This is a genomic window from Acinetobacter sp. TR3, from assembly GCF_027105055.1.
Lineage (GTDB): Bacteria > Pseudomonadota > Gammaproteobacteria > Pseudomonadales > Moraxellaceae > Acinetobacter.
Genome location: NZ_CP114264.1, coordinates 694,440 through 710,921, shown reverse-complemented (window position 1 = coordinate 710,921; position 16,482 = coordinate 694,440). Strand labels below are relative to the sequence as shown.

At 39.6% G+C, this 16,482-nt stretch carries 18 protein-coding genes, 4 tRNA genes and 1 riboswitch; of the genes, 17 read left to right on the top strand and 5 right to left on the bottom strand.

Annotated features, from left to right (window positions below; genetic code table 11):
• The first annotated feature begins 131 nt into the window (after positions 1-131).
• The 3 genes from O1449_RS03420 to smpB all read left to right on the top strand — a co-directional run bounded on the left by O1449_RS03420 (position 132) and on the right by smpB (position 1,337).
• Positions 132-419: a pyocin activator PrtN family protein gene (locus O1449_RS03420; RefSeq protein WP_005217913.1), complete on the top strand. Its 288-nt coding sequence runs from the start codon at positions 132-134 to the stop codon at positions 417-419.
• A 123-nt stretch (positions 420-542) separates the two neighbouring features.
• A complete protein-coding gene (locus O1449_RS03415) occupies positions 543-737 on the top strand; it encodes a helix-turn-helix transcriptional regulator (RefSeq protein ID WP_087536779.1) in 195 nt (64 codons plus the stop codon).
• Positions 738-863: 126 nt separating this feature from the next.
• On the top strand, positions 864-1,337 hold the full coding sequence (gene smpB / locus O1449_RS03410) for an SsrA-binding protein SmpB (RefSeq protein ID WP_269239172.1): 474 nt from the start codon (positions 864-866) through the stop codon (positions 1,335-1,337).
• A gap of 39 nt (positions 1,338-1,376) precedes the next feature.
• Here smpB and O1449_RS03405 read toward each other — a convergent pair whose 3' ends face one another.
• From O1449_RS03405 to rluD, 3 genes are all read right to left on the bottom strand, one after another.
• Complete coding sequence (locus O1449_RS03405) at positions 1,377-1,949, bottom strand: flavodoxin family protein (RefSeq protein ID WP_269239171.1); 573 nt, start codon at positions 1,947-1,949, stop codon at positions 1,377-1,379.
• An 83-nt stretch (positions 1,950-2,032) separates the two neighbouring features.
• Positions 2,033-2,773 (bottom strand): peptidoglycan editing factor PgeF, encoded by a 741-nt coding sequence (pgeF, locus tag O1449_RS03400; protein ID WP_269239170.1) that lies wholly within the window; start codon positions 2,771-2,773, stop codon positions 2,033-2,035.
• Positions 2,774-2,860: 87 nt separating this feature from the next.
• A complete protein-coding gene (gene rluD / locus O1449_RS03395; RefSeq protein ID WP_004663505.1) occupies positions 2,861-3,910 on the bottom strand; it encodes a 23S rRNA pseudouridine(1911/1915/1917) synthase RluD in 1,050 nt (349 codons plus the stop codon).
• 71 nt (positions 3,911-3,981) lie between these two features.
• On the opposite strand from rluD, the gene O1449_RS03390 reads away from it, so the two are divergent.
• Both O1449_RS03390 and O1449_RS03385 read left to right on the top strand, forming a co-directional pair.
• Positions 3,982-5,061: an outer membrane protein assembly factor BamD gene (locus tag O1449_RS03390; protein ID WP_269239169.1), complete on the top strand. Its 1,080-nt coding sequence runs from the start codon at positions 3,982-3,984 to the stop codon at positions 5,059-5,061.
• A 129-nt stretch (positions 5,062-5,190) separates the two neighbouring features.
• Complete coding sequence (locus tag O1449_RS03385; RefSeq protein ID WP_269229755.1) at positions 5,191-7,077, top strand: DNA primase; 1,887 nt, start codon at positions 5,191-5,193, stop codon at positions 7,075-7,077.
• Positions 7,078-7,083: 6 nt separating this feature from the next.
• Here O1449_RS03385 and hemA read toward each other — a convergent pair whose 3' ends face one another.
• Positions 7,084-8,367, bottom strand: coding sequence for a glutamyl-tRNA reductase (hemA, locus tag O1449_RS03380; protein ID WP_269229753.1), 1,284 nt, complete (start codon positions 8,365-8,367; stop codon positions 7,084-7,086).
• 79 nt (positions 8,368-8,446) lie between these two features.
• Here hemA and O1449_RS03375 point away from each other — a divergent pair, with 79 nt between their 5' ends.
• The 12 genes from O1449_RS03375 (at position 8,447) to ribB (ending at position 15,670) form a co-directional block, all read left to right on the top strand.
• On the top strand, positions 8,447-10,165 hold the full coding sequence (locus tag O1449_RS03375; protein ID WP_269239168.1) for a tetratricopeptide repeat protein: 1,719 nt from the start codon (positions 8,447-8,449) through the stop codon (positions 10,163-10,165).
• A gap of 4 nt (positions 10,166-10,169) precedes the next feature.
• On the top strand, positions 10,170-10,751 hold the full coding sequence (lolB, locus tag O1449_RS03370) for a lipoprotein insertase outer membrane protein LolB (protein WP_269239167.1): 582 nt from the start codon (positions 10,170-10,172) through the stop codon (positions 10,749-10,751).
• Positions 10,752-10,764: 13 nt separating this feature from the next.
• Positions 10,765-11,598: a 4-(cytidine 5'-diphospho)-2-C-methyl-D-erythritol kinase gene (gene ispE / locus O1449_RS03365; RefSeq protein WP_269239166.1), complete on the top strand. Its 834-nt coding sequence runs from the start codon at positions 10,765-10,767 to the stop codon at positions 11,596-11,598.
• A tRNA-Gln gene (locus tag O1449_RS03360) sits at positions 11,597-11,671 on the top strand. Before ispE ends, O1449_RS03360 begins: the two co-directional genes overlap by 2 nt.
• A 29-nt stretch (positions 11,672-11,700) precedes the next feature.
• Positions 11,701-11,775 (top strand) — tRNA-Gln (locus O1449_RS03355).
• Between the two features lie 17 nt (positions 11,776-11,792).
• Positions 11,793-11,867 (top strand) — tRNA-Gln (locus tag O1449_RS03350).
• An 85-nt stretch (positions 11,868-11,952) separates the two neighbouring features.
• Positions 11,953-12,027, top strand: a tRNA-Gln gene (locus O1449_RS03345).
• A gap of 37 nt (positions 12,028-12,064) precedes the next feature.
• On the top strand, positions 12,065-13,018 hold the full coding sequence (locus tag O1449_RS03340) for a ribose-phosphate pyrophosphokinase (protein ID WP_004663520.1): 954 nt from the start codon (positions 12,065-12,067) through the stop codon (positions 13,016-13,018).
• 97 nt (positions 13,019-13,115) lie between these two features.
• Positions 13,116-13,412, top strand: a complete 297-nt coding sequence (gene rplY / locus O1449_RS03335) for a 50S ribosomal protein L25 (protein ID WP_004663523.1) — start codon at positions 13,116-13,118, stop codon at positions 13,410-13,412.
• 19 nt (positions 13,413-13,431) lie between these two features.
• Entirely contained in the window at positions 13,432-14,013 is a 582-nt protein-coding gene (gene pth / locus O1449_RS03330) for an aminoacyl-tRNA hydrolase (RefSeq protein WP_005158359.1), read from the top strand.
• A 146-nt stretch (positions 14,014-14,159) separates the two neighbouring features.
• Positions 14,160-14,540, top strand: coding sequence for an aspartate 1-decarboxylase (gene panD / locus O1449_RS03325; protein ID WP_269229749.1), 381 nt, complete (start codon positions 14,160-14,162; stop codon positions 14,538-14,540).
• Between the two features lie 218 nt (positions 14,541-14,758).
• Positions 14,759-14,916: riboswitch (FMN riboswitch) on the top strand.
• A 94-nt stretch (positions 14,917-15,010) separates the two neighbouring features.
• A complete protein-coding gene (gene ribB, locus O1449_RS03320) occupies positions 15,011-15,670 on the top strand; it encodes a 3,4-dihydroxy-2-butanone-4-phosphate synthase (protein ID WP_269229748.1) in 660 nt (219 codons plus the stop codon).
• Between the two features lie 50 nt (positions 15,671-15,720).
• On the opposite strand, the gene O1449_RS03315 is transcribed toward ribB, so the two are convergent.
• Positions 15,721-16,395 carry an HAD-IA family hydrolase gene (locus O1449_RS03315; protein ID WP_269229747.1) on the bottom strand — a complete coding sequence of 225 codons (675 nt, stop codon included), beginning with the start codon at positions 16,393-16,395 and terminating at the stop codon, positions 15,721-15,723.
• Positions 16,396-16,482 lie beyond the last annotated feature (87 nt).

Genomic DNA, 16,482 nt, shown 5'->3' with positions numbered 1-16,482 from the left:
CCAAAAAAATTATTTTTACGGCTGTTGATTCCTTATCTACGCTAATCTTAAGGGGAATAATAAGAACTGTGATCACACACCCACACACAACTTTAAATGCTCTACCACATTAGAGCGCAAAAGGAAAAAACATGCTTACAGATTTAACAACTAGCGATTACCTATTTTTAAAGTACCGATCAGTCCATATAAAACTTGAAGATGTTGTAAAGGAATACTATCCGAACCTAAACAAGGAGAATATGTTGACAAGGGCTCGTCAACAGAGGTTTCCATTTACATGTTTCCGAATTGATGAAAGTCAGAAAGGGGCTTTTTTTGTAAATCTACATGAGCTGGCTGAAGTGATTGATGATATTTACCGTATTCAATATTCTATCTTTCAAAACAAAGTGCAGAAAGCAATCAAAGCTTCATAAGTGGGGATAATTACATGAATACCATTTCTGAGGGCAAAATTACAAGCATCATCGGAGAAGTTACTTCTACTGGTAAAAAATTCACAAATTGGCAAAGTATCGGTACTAGTGAGGTAAGGTAGAATGGGAGTTGCACATAACTTTAATATTGATCGTAGAGTTCGAGCAAAAGAGTTTATGACACTGCTTTCTATTGGCAGAACCAAATTTTATCGAATGATTAAAAAAGGTGAAATTCCACAGCCAATCAGAGTTAGCGAGAAAGAAGTCTTTTGGTACGAATCAAGTGTTAAAAAAGTTGTAGAAAAACACAAGTAAAATTCTGATATGATAGCCTGCTAAATGCAGGCTTTCTTTTTAAATTAAGAGCCTTTTAAAACGGGTAACCAAACGGGTAACTCGGAAAAACTATAGAATTTAATTATTCTTTTTCAAAAGGTTAAAATGAACAAGATTGTTGTAAAAAAACATAATGGTGGCACGATTGCTCAGAATAAAAGAGCGCGTCACGATTACTTTATCGAAGAAAAATTTGAAGCAGGCATGTCCCTCCTAGGTTGGGAGGTTAAGTCTTTACGTGCAGGTCGTATGACTCTGTCCGAAAGTTATGTCATTTTTAAAAATGGTGAAGCCTTCTTATTCGGTTCGCAAATTCAGCCGTTATTATCGGCATCAACGCATGTGGTTCCTGAATCTACACGAACACGTAAGTTATTACTTTCTCGTCGCGAACTAGAAAAACTTTTAGGTGCCGTTAATCAAAAAGGCTATTCATGTGTACCTTTAGCATGTTATTGGAAAGGTCATTTGGTGAAGCTAGAAATCGCACTTGTTAAAGGTAAGCAATTACACGACAAACGTGCAACTGAAAAAGACCGTGATTGGCAACGTGATAAAGCACGAATGTTGCATAAATAATAAAAAACCTCCGAATTGGAGGTTTTTTATTATGAAGTATTAAATCACTACATGCTTTAGTCGCAGTTCAGCCAAATATTTACCGAACTTGCGTGCAGTTTCTAAATCCCCTTCGGGCGGTGTAATTTCAACGCTAGCATTATCGGACTGCGTCATTAAACCCAGAAAGCTCGACATCCGATTAATATCCAATGGGCTTCTTCCTGTTGGCATAAATGGCAAACCAGCCCATAACATGCCATGCTGCATCGCAAATAAATTAATTTGCTGTAATACGGCGAGCTTATCGCCACTAAGTCCACCACCATTGGTAAAACCCGCAGCCAATTTCCCTTGCCATGTACGTGCCAACCAGCGTTTAGAAGAATCCTCCATGAACTGTTTCAATGCTGATGTAAGACTCCCCATATAGGTTGGACACCCCATCACGATTACATCTGCTTGATCTAATAAATCCCATTGCGGTGCAGCCACAGAAAGTAGATGCACGTCAGCACCTGCCTGCTCCGCACCCTGAGCAATGTATTGCGCAACTTTGGCCGTATGCCCATAAGGACTGTGATAAATCACACAAACTTTAACTTGGGGAGTAATTTGCTCAATAACAGACATGGATAATTTAAAAACCAATGAATTGAATCAAGTTTAACATTTTTAACGAATACAAGGCGAATCAATAGCGCAAAGGATATGATTTATTGCATAAATACAAATGTTGCCATTCGTCCCGTTTTTGCATCACGTCGGTAAGAAAAATAATCCTCTGCTTGCTGATAAGAGCATTGATCACCACCTAAAACGGTTTCTATACCTAAGCGATTTAAAATAAAACGGGCAATCGCATACAAATCAGCCTGATATTTACCTTCAGTTTGACCTGAAATAAAAGCAACGGCTAATTCAGGATATTTCTCACAGAAAATGGCTTTTACTTCAGTCCCGACTTCAAAGCAAGGTTGGCTAATCGCTGCACCTAACCACGCCCAAGTGGGCTGAGATTTCATTTCCGTCACGGTATTTTCGACAATTCCATTAGCCAAACCACGCCAACCTGCGTGCAGATTAGCGACTTCTGTACCTTCGTTATTACCCAAAACAATAGGCAAACAATCAGCAGTCATCATCATTAAGGCATGACCTGCTTTTTGCGTAACTAAGCCATCACCTTCAAGTGCAATAAATGGAATTTGCTCGTTAATCGTATGACAAATGCTGCTATGCGTTTGTGTCATCCACGTGATTTTATCTACACCAAATGCAGACAACTCATTCAACAATAGCATTCGATGTTGCTGAACACGTTGTGCATCATCATTCACGTGCAAAGCCAGATTAAATCCTGATAGATTTTCATTTTGAGTTGCAATCGTTTGAGGATGCTGAATACCTGTTTGCCCAACATATATTCCTTTGGGCAACCCTTGTACAAATTCCATAAAATCTGTCCTCTTACCAGAATATATCCCTTAGCTTTTGAACGGGAGAAGCTAAACACATCCCCCTTTATTTAAAGAGAACTTTTTTTAATAAGCTTCATTCTCTTGGCGAAGTACTTCAACCAATTGAGTGAAATCCTCTGGCCATGGCGCTTCAAACATCATTTCTTCACCAGTACGCGGATGCACTAAACCTAATTTTGCTGCATGTAAGGCTTGACGTTTAAAACTGCGTAACATGTCAATTAAGACTTCTGATGCACCAGCAGGAAAACGAACACGATTAACATAAACAGGATCACCTACCAAACCATGTCCAAGATAACTAAAATGCACACGAATTTGATGGGTACGTCCTGTTTCAAGTTGAGCCTGAATACGAGTAAAGTCACGGAAACGCTCTTTCACATTGTAATGTGTTACTGCATCACGTCCGCCCGGTAAGATCGCCATTTTGACACGATCGACTGGGTGACGTTTAATCGGTTCATCAATTGTGCCACCCGCAATGATATTGCCATACGCAACTAAATCATAAACACGATAAACGGTTTTTTTCGCAAGTTGTTTACTGAGAGAAAATTGAGCTTCCAATGTTTTTGCAACAACCAATAAACCGCTGGTGTCTTTGTCAATACGATGTACCAAACCTGCACGTGAAAGCTCAGCTAGTTTCGGTGCATGATAAAGCAAGGCATTGACCAAAGTACCTGTGGGATTACCAGCACCTGGATGAACCACCATGCCAACTTCTTTATTAATCACAATAATATCATCATCTTCATAGACAATATTGAGAGGAATATTTTCAGGTTGACTCGATGTTTGGGCTTCTAATTCAACATTCAGCGTAAGCAATTCATTGCCTTCGCAACGATATTTAGGTTTTACAATGTTACCATTTACCAACAGATGCCCGTCTTTCATCCACTGTTTAAGCTTTTCACGAGAGAACTCGCTCCAAACCAATGCAGCAACCTGATCAATACGCTGACCTAGATACTCTTCATCGAGTTGAATTTGCAACGATAAACGTGTTGCAGTTGCATCAGAATTATGATTATCTGCATCGACAGAATCTTCGAGTAAGAAATCTGTCTCAGAAAGGTTTGAATTGGAAGATTGTGTTGAAGTCATTTTGATGATCGATACAAAAATGGTTTAATAACACCATTGTAGCTTATTGTCCCAAAAACAGAGGAATTTTTATGTCGCTACCCCATTATAAAATTACCATATTGGCTTTATCTTTAGGCGTAGCGTCTGTATTTGTCGGTTGTAGCAGTAATCCAAGCAAAAAAGAAGTGGTTGATAAAGGCCCACAGTCAAGTGAACAAGTCTATTTTGAAAAAGCACAAAAATCACTTGAACGTAATCAATATACTGATGCTGTTAAATCACTTGAAGCAATAGATACGTATTATCCAACTGGACAATACACGCAACAAGCACAACTTGAACTCCTCTACGCCAAATTTAAACAAAGAGATTATGAAGGTACGATTGCACTGGCAGATCGTTTCATTCGTTTAAATCCACAGCATCCAAATGTTGATTACGCCTACTATGTTCGGGGTGTAGCCAATATGGAAATGAATTACGACAGTTTGATTCGTTATACGTCATTACAACAATCACATCGTGATGTGAGCTACGTTAAAGTCGCTTATCAAAACTTTGTAGACTTGATTCGTCGTTTCCCAAGTAGCCAATATTCAGTAGATGCTGCACAACGTATGAAATTTATCGGTCAAGAATTGGCCGAAAGTGAAATGAATGCGGCGCGTTTCAATATTCAACGTAAAGCATGGTTGGCTGCTGCTGAACGCGCACAATGGGTCATTGAACGCTACCCTCAAACACCACAAACACCAGAAGCACTTGCAACATTAGCTTATAGCTACCAAAAATTAGGCGATCAAGCCACGTCTCAGCAATATATTGATCTCTTAAAACTAAACTATCCAAATTTAGTTAAGGCAAATGGTGAAGTAAATCTTCGTGCTGCTCGTAAAGAAGGTAGTTGGGTCAATCGTGCCACTTTAGGCTTGCTTGGCCGCGAATCTAAAACGGTACAAGTAAAAGAACAAACCAATGGTGAAACTGAGCAACGCAGCTTAACAAATCGTTTGAGCCTTGGTTTATTAGATAAACCGACAACTGAAGAAAGCGATTCTGCTCCTATTGACGAACCAACCGATAAACCAAGTTGGATGAACCGTTTAAGCTTCGGGCTATTAGATAAGCCTGAGACCAAAGAAACGTGGGGGGCTGATGCTGCAAATTAATTTGCACTCATCAAAACCACAAAACAGGCAAGTCTACCCTTGCCTGTTTTTCATTTTATGCAACAATGAATTCTGACACACTGACTTCAACGAAGATGTTATCTCTCAGTCCAAAATGGTTAAATGTACATGGCAATTCCACAACATACGATTGATCAAATCTTAGATCGAACTGATATCGTCGATTTAATCGGTCAACGTGTGAAGTTAAAAAAGACTGGGCGTACTTACTCGGGCTGTTGTCCATTCCATCAGGAAAAATCTCCATCATTCCATGTATATAGAGATAAGCAGTATTACCACTGCTTTGGGTGTCAAGCCAATGGTAATGCGATTCGTTTCCTAATGGACATTGATAGTCGTAACTTTGTCGATGTGATGAAAGATTTGTCTAATCAGACAGGCATCGAATTACCGAAAGATAATCACGACAATAAAAAACTTTCTTATAAACGCAGTCCTCAACAAATTGCAGCGGCTCAACCAACAAACACGTCAGTCGCTGAAAATCCAGCACCTATTTCTGTAGCAGACGAATTTATAGATGGGCATTTTGTCGATATAGATCGTGTTATGGATGATCCTTTTGCTCAATTTGATCCATCCTTTTATATGGATGAACAAGTTCAAGAAGGTAATCTCTATGACTTATTGGAAAATGTTGCTCAGTTTTATGAACGCCAACTCCCAATCAGTCAAAAAGCACAAAATTATTTCAAACAGCGTGGCTTATCGGCACAAACGATTCAATTTTGGCGTTTAGGTTATGCACCAGAGGATTGGCAGCATTTAGAAAAAGCCTTTCCACAAGATATTGAAGGTTTGAAACAGCTGGGTCTGATTCGCTCTAGTGATAGTGGTCGAGATTTTGATTTATTACGTGAGCGGGTAATTTTTCCGATCCGTGATCATAAAGGACGCGTGGTTGGTTTCGGTGGTCGTGCGCTCAATGATGAAATTAAACCTAAATATATTAACTCACCAGATTCAGAGGTATTCCACAAGAATCAATTGCTTTATGGTTTGTATGAGGGTCGTAAACTCAAAGCCAACGATTGGTTAATGGTCGAAGGCTATATGGACGTGATTGCATTGCAGCAATATGGTATCAATGGTGCTGTCGCAACACTGGGAACAGCCAGTAATGCGGATCATTTAACTACCCTATTTAAACAAAATTCTCGTATTACCATTGCCTTTGACGGGGATGCTGCTGGACAAAAAGCAGCACGACGCACCTTAGAAATTGCGCTACCCTTACTCAATGATGGTCGTGAATTAAAATTCTTTGTGCTTCCGAATGAACATGATCCAGACTCATTAATTCGTCGTGAAGGCTTAGAAAACTTCCAAAAATTATTACAACAGGCACCGCTTTTATCTGACTTTGTGTTTGCCCATTTAACAGGACAGCATGACGTTAGCACGCCAGAAGGTAAAAGTTTAGTCATGGGAGAACTACGTGAATTAACAGAGTTATTACCTAAACATGGTTCATTCCGTTATCTACTGAGTCAGTCTTTCCGTGAGAAACTCGGTCTAGGCAAACGCTTTACCCCGCAAATCAGCCACGATGCATCTTTATCTTTTAATATTCAAACCAAAGATGAAGATTTTGCAATCGCAATTTTAATGCATCACCCATTCCTCTATATTCATTTTGAAGAATTACTGGCGGTGATTGACCAAACTGAGCTGCTGGCTAAAGTTTTAGCGGTGCTCAATATTGTATTTGATGATTTACCTGATGATCAGGAATTAGCAACCTATTACGTACTCGGTGCATGTAGTCGTTATAGTCATGAGATTGCCGATGTTATGCAGAGAACCAATATTGAGTCATTAACTCAAGCACCTGAGATTGCTGATAAATTGGCTAAGGACTTTTCATTAAATCTACAAGAAAAATATTTAAAATTAAAACTGAGATCACCTATCTCACTCATTGAATCACGCAATTTACGTCAACAATTAAATGAATTAACAAAACAGATTAGCTTGAAGTTATTGTCCTAAGCTAAGTTACTGTCTCGGTTTACGCTCATGCTCAAACACATCCTGTAGATGTTGCTGTAACCATTCAAAATAATCTGGATTTTCAGCTTTAGCAGCTTCTCTTAATAAAATAGAAGTTGGGTGCATAAGTTTTTGTGATAGGCGATGAGCAAACTCCTGCATGACCTGTTCTGCTGCATGACCATGTTGCAGTAACTCTAGTGCATGTGCCAATTCTTTTTGGCTGACTTCTTCACTGTGCTGACGATAAGCTTGAATGGTGCTACTCGCCTCTTTCACTTTTTGTTGGGTCATCAATTGAGTAGCCAATTGATTCACCATAATTTCAGCCTCAACAGCCGCCTGACGACGTTGCGCTAAATTTTCATCAATCACACTTTGTAAATCATCTACGCCATATAAATACACGTTATCCAATGATTCCACTTTGGGATCAATGTCACGCGGAACAGCTAAATCGACCATCAACATTTGTTGATAGCGACGCTTTTTCAATGCAGCTTTAACGTCTGAATATTCAATCACTTGATACAAACTACCTGTACAACTAGAGACCACATCCGCTCTATGCAAGTTTTGTGCAAGCTCAGCAAAGGGAATAATTTCAACCTCAACTTGATGGGCAATTTCTTGTGCCAAAAGATTCGCACGTTCGCGGCTACGGTTACAAATTAAAATTTTTGCCACCCCCATTTCCGCTAAATGCTTAGCAACCAAACTATTCATTTCACCTGCGGCAACCACCATAACCGTTAACTTTTCAGGGCGGCTAAAAACTTGCAATGCTAACTGAGCAACTGCATAACCCATTGAAACAGCATGGCTACCTACAGAGGTTTCTGAACGAACACGTTTCGCTGCATAAAAAGCATATTCAAAAACACTATTTAGTTCAGGCGACACAGTTTGTGCGTCTTTAGATAAAGCCAAAGCACTTTTAACTTGCCCTAAAATTTGCGGCTCACCCAACATCAAAGAGTCTAAACCACTTGCAACACGCATCAAATGTGTAACAGCTTGAGCATTTTCGTAACGATAAACATGATGAATTAACTGTTTTACATCAATATTATTCACTTGGGCTAACCAAGTCAGAACACTATCAGCATCTTCTGTCATGGCATAAACTTCAGTGCGATTACAAGTTGATACAACAACTAAATCATTCAAAGGTGAATGTTTATTTTGTTCAAGTAATAGCGCAGCTAATCGCTCTGCATTGAAAGCGATTTGTTCACGAAGTTCAACAGAAGCTGTTTGATGGTTGACACCCAATGCAAAGAAAGACATATCAGATCATCATTTCGCTAAATTTATGTTATTGTGCAACATCGGTGTCATAAAAAGCATTACTTTGGATCAATAAAAATTGCGTCAGCTATATCGCCGTACCCTTTTTAGCGGCAAGACGATTCGACGGTATTCTACCACAATCTTGTTGTTAGGTAGCATGAGCTCGTATGTCTCTGCACAAGCAATACACGACATGTATGCAGATAAAAGTTTTGACAGCGCATTACAACAAAGTATGGTGGCTGAATTTTCGCTTGCTTATGATGATATCGCAACTGCTCTACATAATTATACTGTGCTTGCTATTCAAAGTAATTCAACCACCATCAAACAGCGTGCTTTAGATGTCGCCTTAGAATATAACGATTTTCAATCTGCGTTAGATATTGCAACACATTGGGTAGAACAAGAACCCAAAGATGTTCCTGCTTTATTTTACTTATCACATATTGCCCTAAAAACCCATGAATATGAATTGGCAGCAAAAACATTAGACAAAATCTTAAATATTGACCCAACTGCTGATCTCGAACAAATTTTGGCAGGGATTGCACCCGAACAAGCACAAGATCGTGAAATTTTATTAAATGCCTTACGTACCAGTAAAGAACGTGAAAACCCATCTATCTTAGCTTTAATCGCTGGATTAGAAGCGCAAGATGGCTTATATGAGCAAGCATTAAATAATATCAATAAAGCCTTACGTAAACGTTCAAAATCGACCAGTTTCATTCTGATGAAAGCCAATCTATTAATGGCTTTACGCGACGATGCTGAAACACAAAAATGGTTTGCACAAGCCAGTCGAAAAAATAAAACCAATATTGATATACGATTAGCTGAAGCTCGCTATTACATTCAAATCAATCAACAACAGCAAGCATTAGATAAGCTTGAAAGTATTATCAAAGATTATCCAAAAACTGAAGAAGCTTTATTTATTGCCGGCTTAACCAGTATTGATTTAAAACAATACGAAAAAGCTGAACAATATTTAGTTGAATTACGTTCTTCAGCAAAATATCAGAATGAAGCTTATTACTATCTTGCAATCAATGCACAGCGCAAACAACATTATGAAACTGCAAAAGCATATTATCGGCTCGTAGATGGCAGCTTATATATTGTGTCTCGACGCAATATGGTCACTATTTTCGAAAAGCAAGGGCAATTGAATGATGCTTTACGCTTTCTTACACAAGAGCGGGTGAATTATCCACAACATGCAAGTTTTCTTTATCAAGCTCAAGCTGATATTTTAAAAAAGATGGATAATAAAAAAGCAGCTTTAGTATTGCTAGATGAAGCAATTAAGAGCTTACCCGATGATCCTGAACTGATTTATGCAGAAGTATTATTGCTGGATCCTTATACCGATCGGGATAAATTAGATAAAACCCTAAAGCAACTTTTAATTATTGAACCCAATAGCCCGACCTATTTAAACGCTTATGCGTATACCTTAGCATTGCAAAATCGTCGTCTAAAAGAAGCACGAAAATATGCAGAACTAGCGCTCAACTTTGCACCTGAACAAGCCTCTATTCTTGATACATTAGGCTATATCGCTTTTCTACAAAATGATTTTGATACCGCAGCCAAAGTCTTGGGACAAGCCTATTCAATTAGCCAAAATATCAATATTGGCGTTCGCTATGCTAAAGCGCTGTATATGCAAGGCGCACTCACACAATTTAGTGAGGTGTTACAGCAATTGAAACAAAAACATGCAAATACCCCACAATTACAACAACTTGATAGCTTAATCTTACCTATCACTGTAAAAAAGAGTTAAATACATGCGCTTGTTTTCAAAATTATGTGTCGCGATATGTAGCAGTAGTATTCTAGTATTAACAGGCTGCCAACATCTAAGCCAACCAAATAAGATAATTGCTTCACCACAAGTGCAAGATGAAAATAACTTTAGCTTACAAGGTAAAATAGGTGTACGTACACCACAACAGTCTGGCAGTGCTTTTTTTACATGGGTTCAACAACAAGATCAATTTGATATTGAACTGACTGGAATTTTAGGTGTTGGGAAAACCCAAATTGAAGGGAAACCAGGTCAAGTCACCTTAAATAGCGCCAAAACAGGTCTGATTACGGCAGCTACACCTGAAGAATTACTGGAAAAAGCGACAGGTTGGCAGGCACCGATTATGCACCTTGCCTACTGGGTACAAGCGAAGCCTGCGACGCAAAATGCTCAAGCGAGCAAAGACGAACAAAATCGCTTGAAACAGCTCATTGAAGATGGCTGGACTGTTGATTTTAGCTATAACGATAAGCAAATCCTTCCAAATAAACTTTTGTTGAAGCAAGCACTTGCTGACGATAAAGAAAACCGTATTACAATGGTGATTCAAAACCGATAGATTAGATTCTTTTATGATTAGAGTACCTTCCCCTGCTAAATTGAATTTATTTCTGCATATCACTGGTCGTAGAGACAATGGTTATCATGAATTACAAACTATTTTTCAACTGATTGATTTATATGATTGGATGACTTTTGAGCCAATTGCGGATGGAATGATTCATATTGAAGGCTTAAACGAGGTTGCTGTTGAACAAAACTTAATCTATCGTGCAGCCCAATTACTCAAACCCCATGCAAAAGAACCATGTGGGTTAAATATTCAAATAGAGAAAAATATTCCTATGGGTGCTGGTCTTGGCGGCGGTTCATCTAATGCTGCCACCACACTCATCGTACTGAATCAACTGTGGCAATGCAGTTTAAATGAACAGCAACTCGCTGATTATGGTGTGCAATTGGGTGCAGATGTGCCTATCTTTATTTTTGGTCGAAATGCATGGGCAGAAGGCATAGGTGAACATTTATCATTCATAGACTTAGCTCAAAAACAATTCATAATTTTAAAACCTGACTGTTTTATCAGCACTCAAGCACTTTTTTCACAAAAAACATTGACAAGAGATTCTAAGATCACTACATTTTGCGCCTATCAGTTAGAACCTTTTAATTTTGGAAATAACTTTGAACCTTTGGCTCGACAGTTATATCCTGAAGTAGAAGAAGCAATGCAATATTTAGATCAATTTGGTCTAGCAAAGCTTACAGGTACAGGTGCTTGTGTTTTTATTGAAGTAACAAGTGAAATGGATATAAAGAAAATTTTGCAAAATGCGCCTTGTAAAGCTTACTTGGTCAATAGTTTGGCAGAATCTCCTTTAAGAAATTTTTCAGTTACATGTTAGGGGCGTCGCCAAGTGGTAAGGCACCGGGTTTTGATCTCGGCATCCGTTGGTTCGAATCCAGCCGCCCCTGCCAATTTTCATCTGTAGATATATGTAATATATAGGGGCGTCGCCAAGTGGTAAGGCACCGGGTTTTGATCTCGGCATCCGTTGGTTCGAATCCAGCCGCCCCTGCCATTACATATTATCAAATTAGGGGCGTCGCCAAGTGGTAAGGCACCGGGTTTTGATCTCGGCATCCGTTGGTTCGAATCCAGCCGCCCCTGCCATATCTTTAGACAGACTTGTTTTATATCGATACTTGCTCAATTATATTGACATTATCATACAAAACGATTAAAGTTCTGCCGCATTAGGGGCGTCGCCAAGTGGTAAGGCACCGGGTTTTGATCTCGGCATCCGTTGGTTCGAATCCAGCCGCCCCTGCCATCCAAATTCATTATAAGCCAACCGCCAAGGGTGCTTCATGCCCAATCTTGTCGTTTTTAGTGGAAGTGCTCATCCACATTTCGCCCAAAAAGTCGTAAGCCATTTACATATCCCTCTCGGTGCTGCTTCTGTAAGCAAGTTTTCTGATGGTGAAATTTCAGTTGAAATTACTGAAAATGTTCGTGGTAAAGACGTTTTTATCGTTCAATCTACTTGTGCGCCTACCAACGATAACCTGATGGAAATCTTGGTCATGGCTGATGCTTTGCGTCGTGCAAGTGCTGGTCGTATCACTGCAGTCATTCCGTATTTCGGTTATGCACGTCAAGATCGTCGTCCACGTTCTGCTCGTGTTCCAATTACTGCAAAAGTTGTTGCAGACATGCTGACAACTGTAGGTATTGACCGTGTGGTAATGATCGACTTACACGCAGACCAAATTCAAGGTTTCTTCGATATCCCAGTTGATAACATCTATGGTACGCCAGCGTTGTTAGCTGATTTACGTCAACAACAACATGACAACTTAATGGTTGTATCTCCTGACGTAGGTGGTGTTGTTCGTGCACGTGCTGTTGCAAAACAGTTAGGTGATATCGATTTAGCGATTATTGATAAACGTCGCCAAAAAGCAAATGAGTCACAAGTGATGCATTTGATTGGTGATGTAAAAGATCGTGACTGTGTCATTGTTGATGACATGGTAGATACAGCAGGTACGCTTTGCAAAGCTGCAGATGCACTGAAACAATTTGGTGCTCGTCGAGTGATTGCTTATGCGACTCACCCTGTTTTATCAGGCAAAGCGATTGATAACCTTCGTAACTCTGTTATTGATGAACTCGTTGTTACTGACACGATTCCTCTTTCAGATGAAGCAGCAAACTTAGGTAAAATTCGCCAAGTTTCTGTTGCAAGCATGGTTGCTGAAACAATTCGTCGTATCAATAACGAAGAATCTATTAGCGCTATGTTCGATAGTTATCTATAATAGCCCAGCTTTTTTTCTTAAACCCTAGCTCGCTAGGGTTTTTCTATCACTAAACTGGTCGCAAGTTTAGTTACTCAAACTCAATGAGGATATGCCCATGGCAAACTTCGTATTAAACGCTCAAGCACGTGAAGTAGCACAACAAGGGAAAGGTTCGAGCCGCCGCCTTCGCCACGCTGCTCAAATCCCAGCAATCATCTATGGTGGTAGCGCTGAGCCTGTAGCTGTTACTTTAGAGCTTCGTGAAATCGTTAAAGCTTTAGAAAACAATGCTTTCTTCGAAGAAGTTATCGAGATCAAAATCGGTGATAAAGTTGAAAACGTTAAAATCCAAGCGTTACAACGTCACCCAGCTAAAAACACACCTATGCACGCTGACTTCAAACGCGCATAAGTGTTAAAGGCGTAAATTAGTGTCAAATATTTCGCTAATTGTTGGTTTGGGTAATCCTGGTAAGGAATATGCCCAAACCCGCCATAATGCAGGTTTCTGGTTCGTAGAACAGCTTGCAGATCGTTATGGTATTTCTTTAAAGGCTGATCCAAAATTTCATGGATACAGCGGTCGTGGTCAAATTGATGGTCATGACGTACGTTTACTCTTACCTACCACTTTCATGAACCGTTCTGGTCAAAGTGTCGTACCATTTGCCAAATTTTATCAAGTTGCACCTGAAGCAATTCTTGTTGCTCATGATGAACTCGATATGGATCCTGGCATTATTCGTTTAAAATCAGGTGGTGGACATGGCGGACATAATGGTCTTCGTGACATCGTTCCACATATTGGTGCTAATTTCCATCGCTTACGCATAGGAATTGGACATCCTGGTTCTAAAGAACGTGTTTCTGGTCATGTGCTTGGCAAAGCTCCTAGCAGTGAACAAGCTTTAATGGATGCAGCGATTGATCATGCCTTATCAAAAGTGAAAATGCTTGTCGATGGACAAGTTTCACAGGCCATGAATCAAATTAATGCATACAAACCCGCTTAAATTTAAACTGAATTGTTGATCAATCACGCTTGCCATATTGCATTTTTAAGCGCAAAATGCGCATCAAACCGCCTATCGCCAGCGGGAAACGTGACAAGTCAACCAATAAGATATTCATCTTAGGTCTTACTCAGGAGACGCTAGCCATGCTATCTCGTTTATTAAAATGTAAAATTCACCGTGCAGTTGTCACTCATGCAGAACTTCATTACGAAGGTTCTTGTGCAATTGATGGTGTATTAATGGACTTAGCAGGGATTCGTGAATACGAAGAAATCCATGTATGGAACGTAACGAACGGCAAACGCTTCACAACTTATGCAATTCGTGGTGAAGAAGATTCTGGTATCATTTCAGTCAATGGTGGCGCAGCGCACCAAGCTGATGTGGGTGATTTAGTCATTATTGCAACTTTTGGTGATTTCACTGAAGTAGAAGCAAACCTCCACAAACCACGTTTGGTTTATGCAAATCCAGACAATACAGTCAATCACACAGCAAACTGTATTCCTGTACAAATTGCATAAGCAGTAAAAAATTCCTAAAAAGCCAGTCAATATGAACTGGCTTTTTTTATGGCTGGGTCAATACCAAATGCTAAATGGAACTCATCAAAACAATTCAAAAACAATGATTTCTCCACGACAAAACCGAAACTTCATTTGCTTAAATTCATATTTCAATAGAACGATCCATTTCATAAATAGTTCCCTTTCCTCTCAAAAAACTAGCTATAATCAAAGCACATCGCTTCAGGGCGGGGTGAAATTCCCCACCGGTGGTAAGTTAGGCTTTGATCATCACCGACCTAATCAGCCCACGAGCCTGTATATATATTTATATACTCGCAGATTTGGTGAGATGCCAAAGCCGACGGTATAGTCCGGATGAAAGAAGACGAAATTACCAGAACAACTTTGGTTCGTTTTGGTGCGCGCTTATTTTTACATCAGTCCTGAAATGTTCAACCGTATCCTATTTACGAGAGCGTTTCATTATGTCGAGTTTAATTCAACCCGAACTTTTCTTTTCAGCCCTTTCTCCTGCTGAACAACGTATTCAACAAGCTTTAGAAGACATCCGCCAAGGCAAACCCGTCTTGGTTATGGATGATTTTGACCGCGAAAATGAAGCCGACTTAATTATTGCTGCTGAAACACTCACTGTCGAAACCATGGCACAAATGATTCGTGATGGTTCTGGTATTGTATGTTTATGCTTAACCGAAGAGCTAGCCGATCATTTAGAACTCCCACCAATGGTGGTCGACAATTCTAGCCAATTTAAAACAGCATTCACGGTAACGATCGAAGCAGCTCAAGGCGTTACGACAGGTGTTTCTGCTAAAGATCGCGTAACAACAGTTTTAGCTGCCACTAAAGATGGTGCTATTGCAAGTGACTTGAGTCGCCCAGGTCATGTATTTCCATTACGCGCACGTGATGGCGGTGTATTAACTCGCCGTGGACATACCGAAGGAACCATTGATTTAGCTCGCTTGGCTGGCTTAAAACCATCAGGTGTATTATGTGAATTGACTAATCCAGATGGTTCTATGGCATCAGGTATTCAAGTTTTGGCTTATGCTCAAACACATGGTTTAACACTCATTAGTATTGAAGAATTAGTTCAATATCGCTTGAAGCATAATCTCTAATCAAAGAATAAAAAGCCTCGAATCATCGAGGCTTTCCATTACTTCAATGGTTATGAAACTTTTCGTTCCACATTAAGTTCATCAACTTTGCTGATCAATTGGCTGAATTGTGAGATTTGGGCAATCGGTTGTGCCTGAACGAGTTCTTCTGCTGTTCCATAACCATAATTTACAGCAATGGTTTCAATACCATTGGCACGCGCACCAATCACATCATATTGGCGATCGCCCACCATGATACATTGCCGTGCATCCAACTGCTCTTTTTCCAGAATATAAGCAATCAAATCAGCTTTATTGGTACGCTCACCGGTTAATTCACTACCATACATTTCAGTAAAATATTGATCTAATTCAAAATGAGCCAAAATGCGTTTCGCATAAACAGTCGGTTTTGCTGTCGCTAAAAATAATTGATAACCTTGTACTTGTAACTGTTGCAACGTTTCTACGACTGTTGCATAGACTTCATTTTCAAATAAGCCAGTCACTGAAAAACGCTCGCGATAAGCAAGTAACGCTTGTTCAGCAAAATCATCATCCTGAGTATTTAATAACTTTGCCAAAGAAGCTTTCAACGGAGGTCCAATCGTCCAATCCAAATCAACCTCATCGGCTAAAGGATGACCCAATTTTTCTAAAGCATAACGAATTGAGCGATGAATACCCGCTTTAGGGTCAGTTAAAGTCCCATCTAAATCAATCAGAATATTTTTGATCGTCATTCGTTCAATCTCTTAAAGCCTTACATAACATAGTCGAGAGTTTCTCGAAACTCCCATATACTAGCCTAAATGAGAGAATAAAAGGAA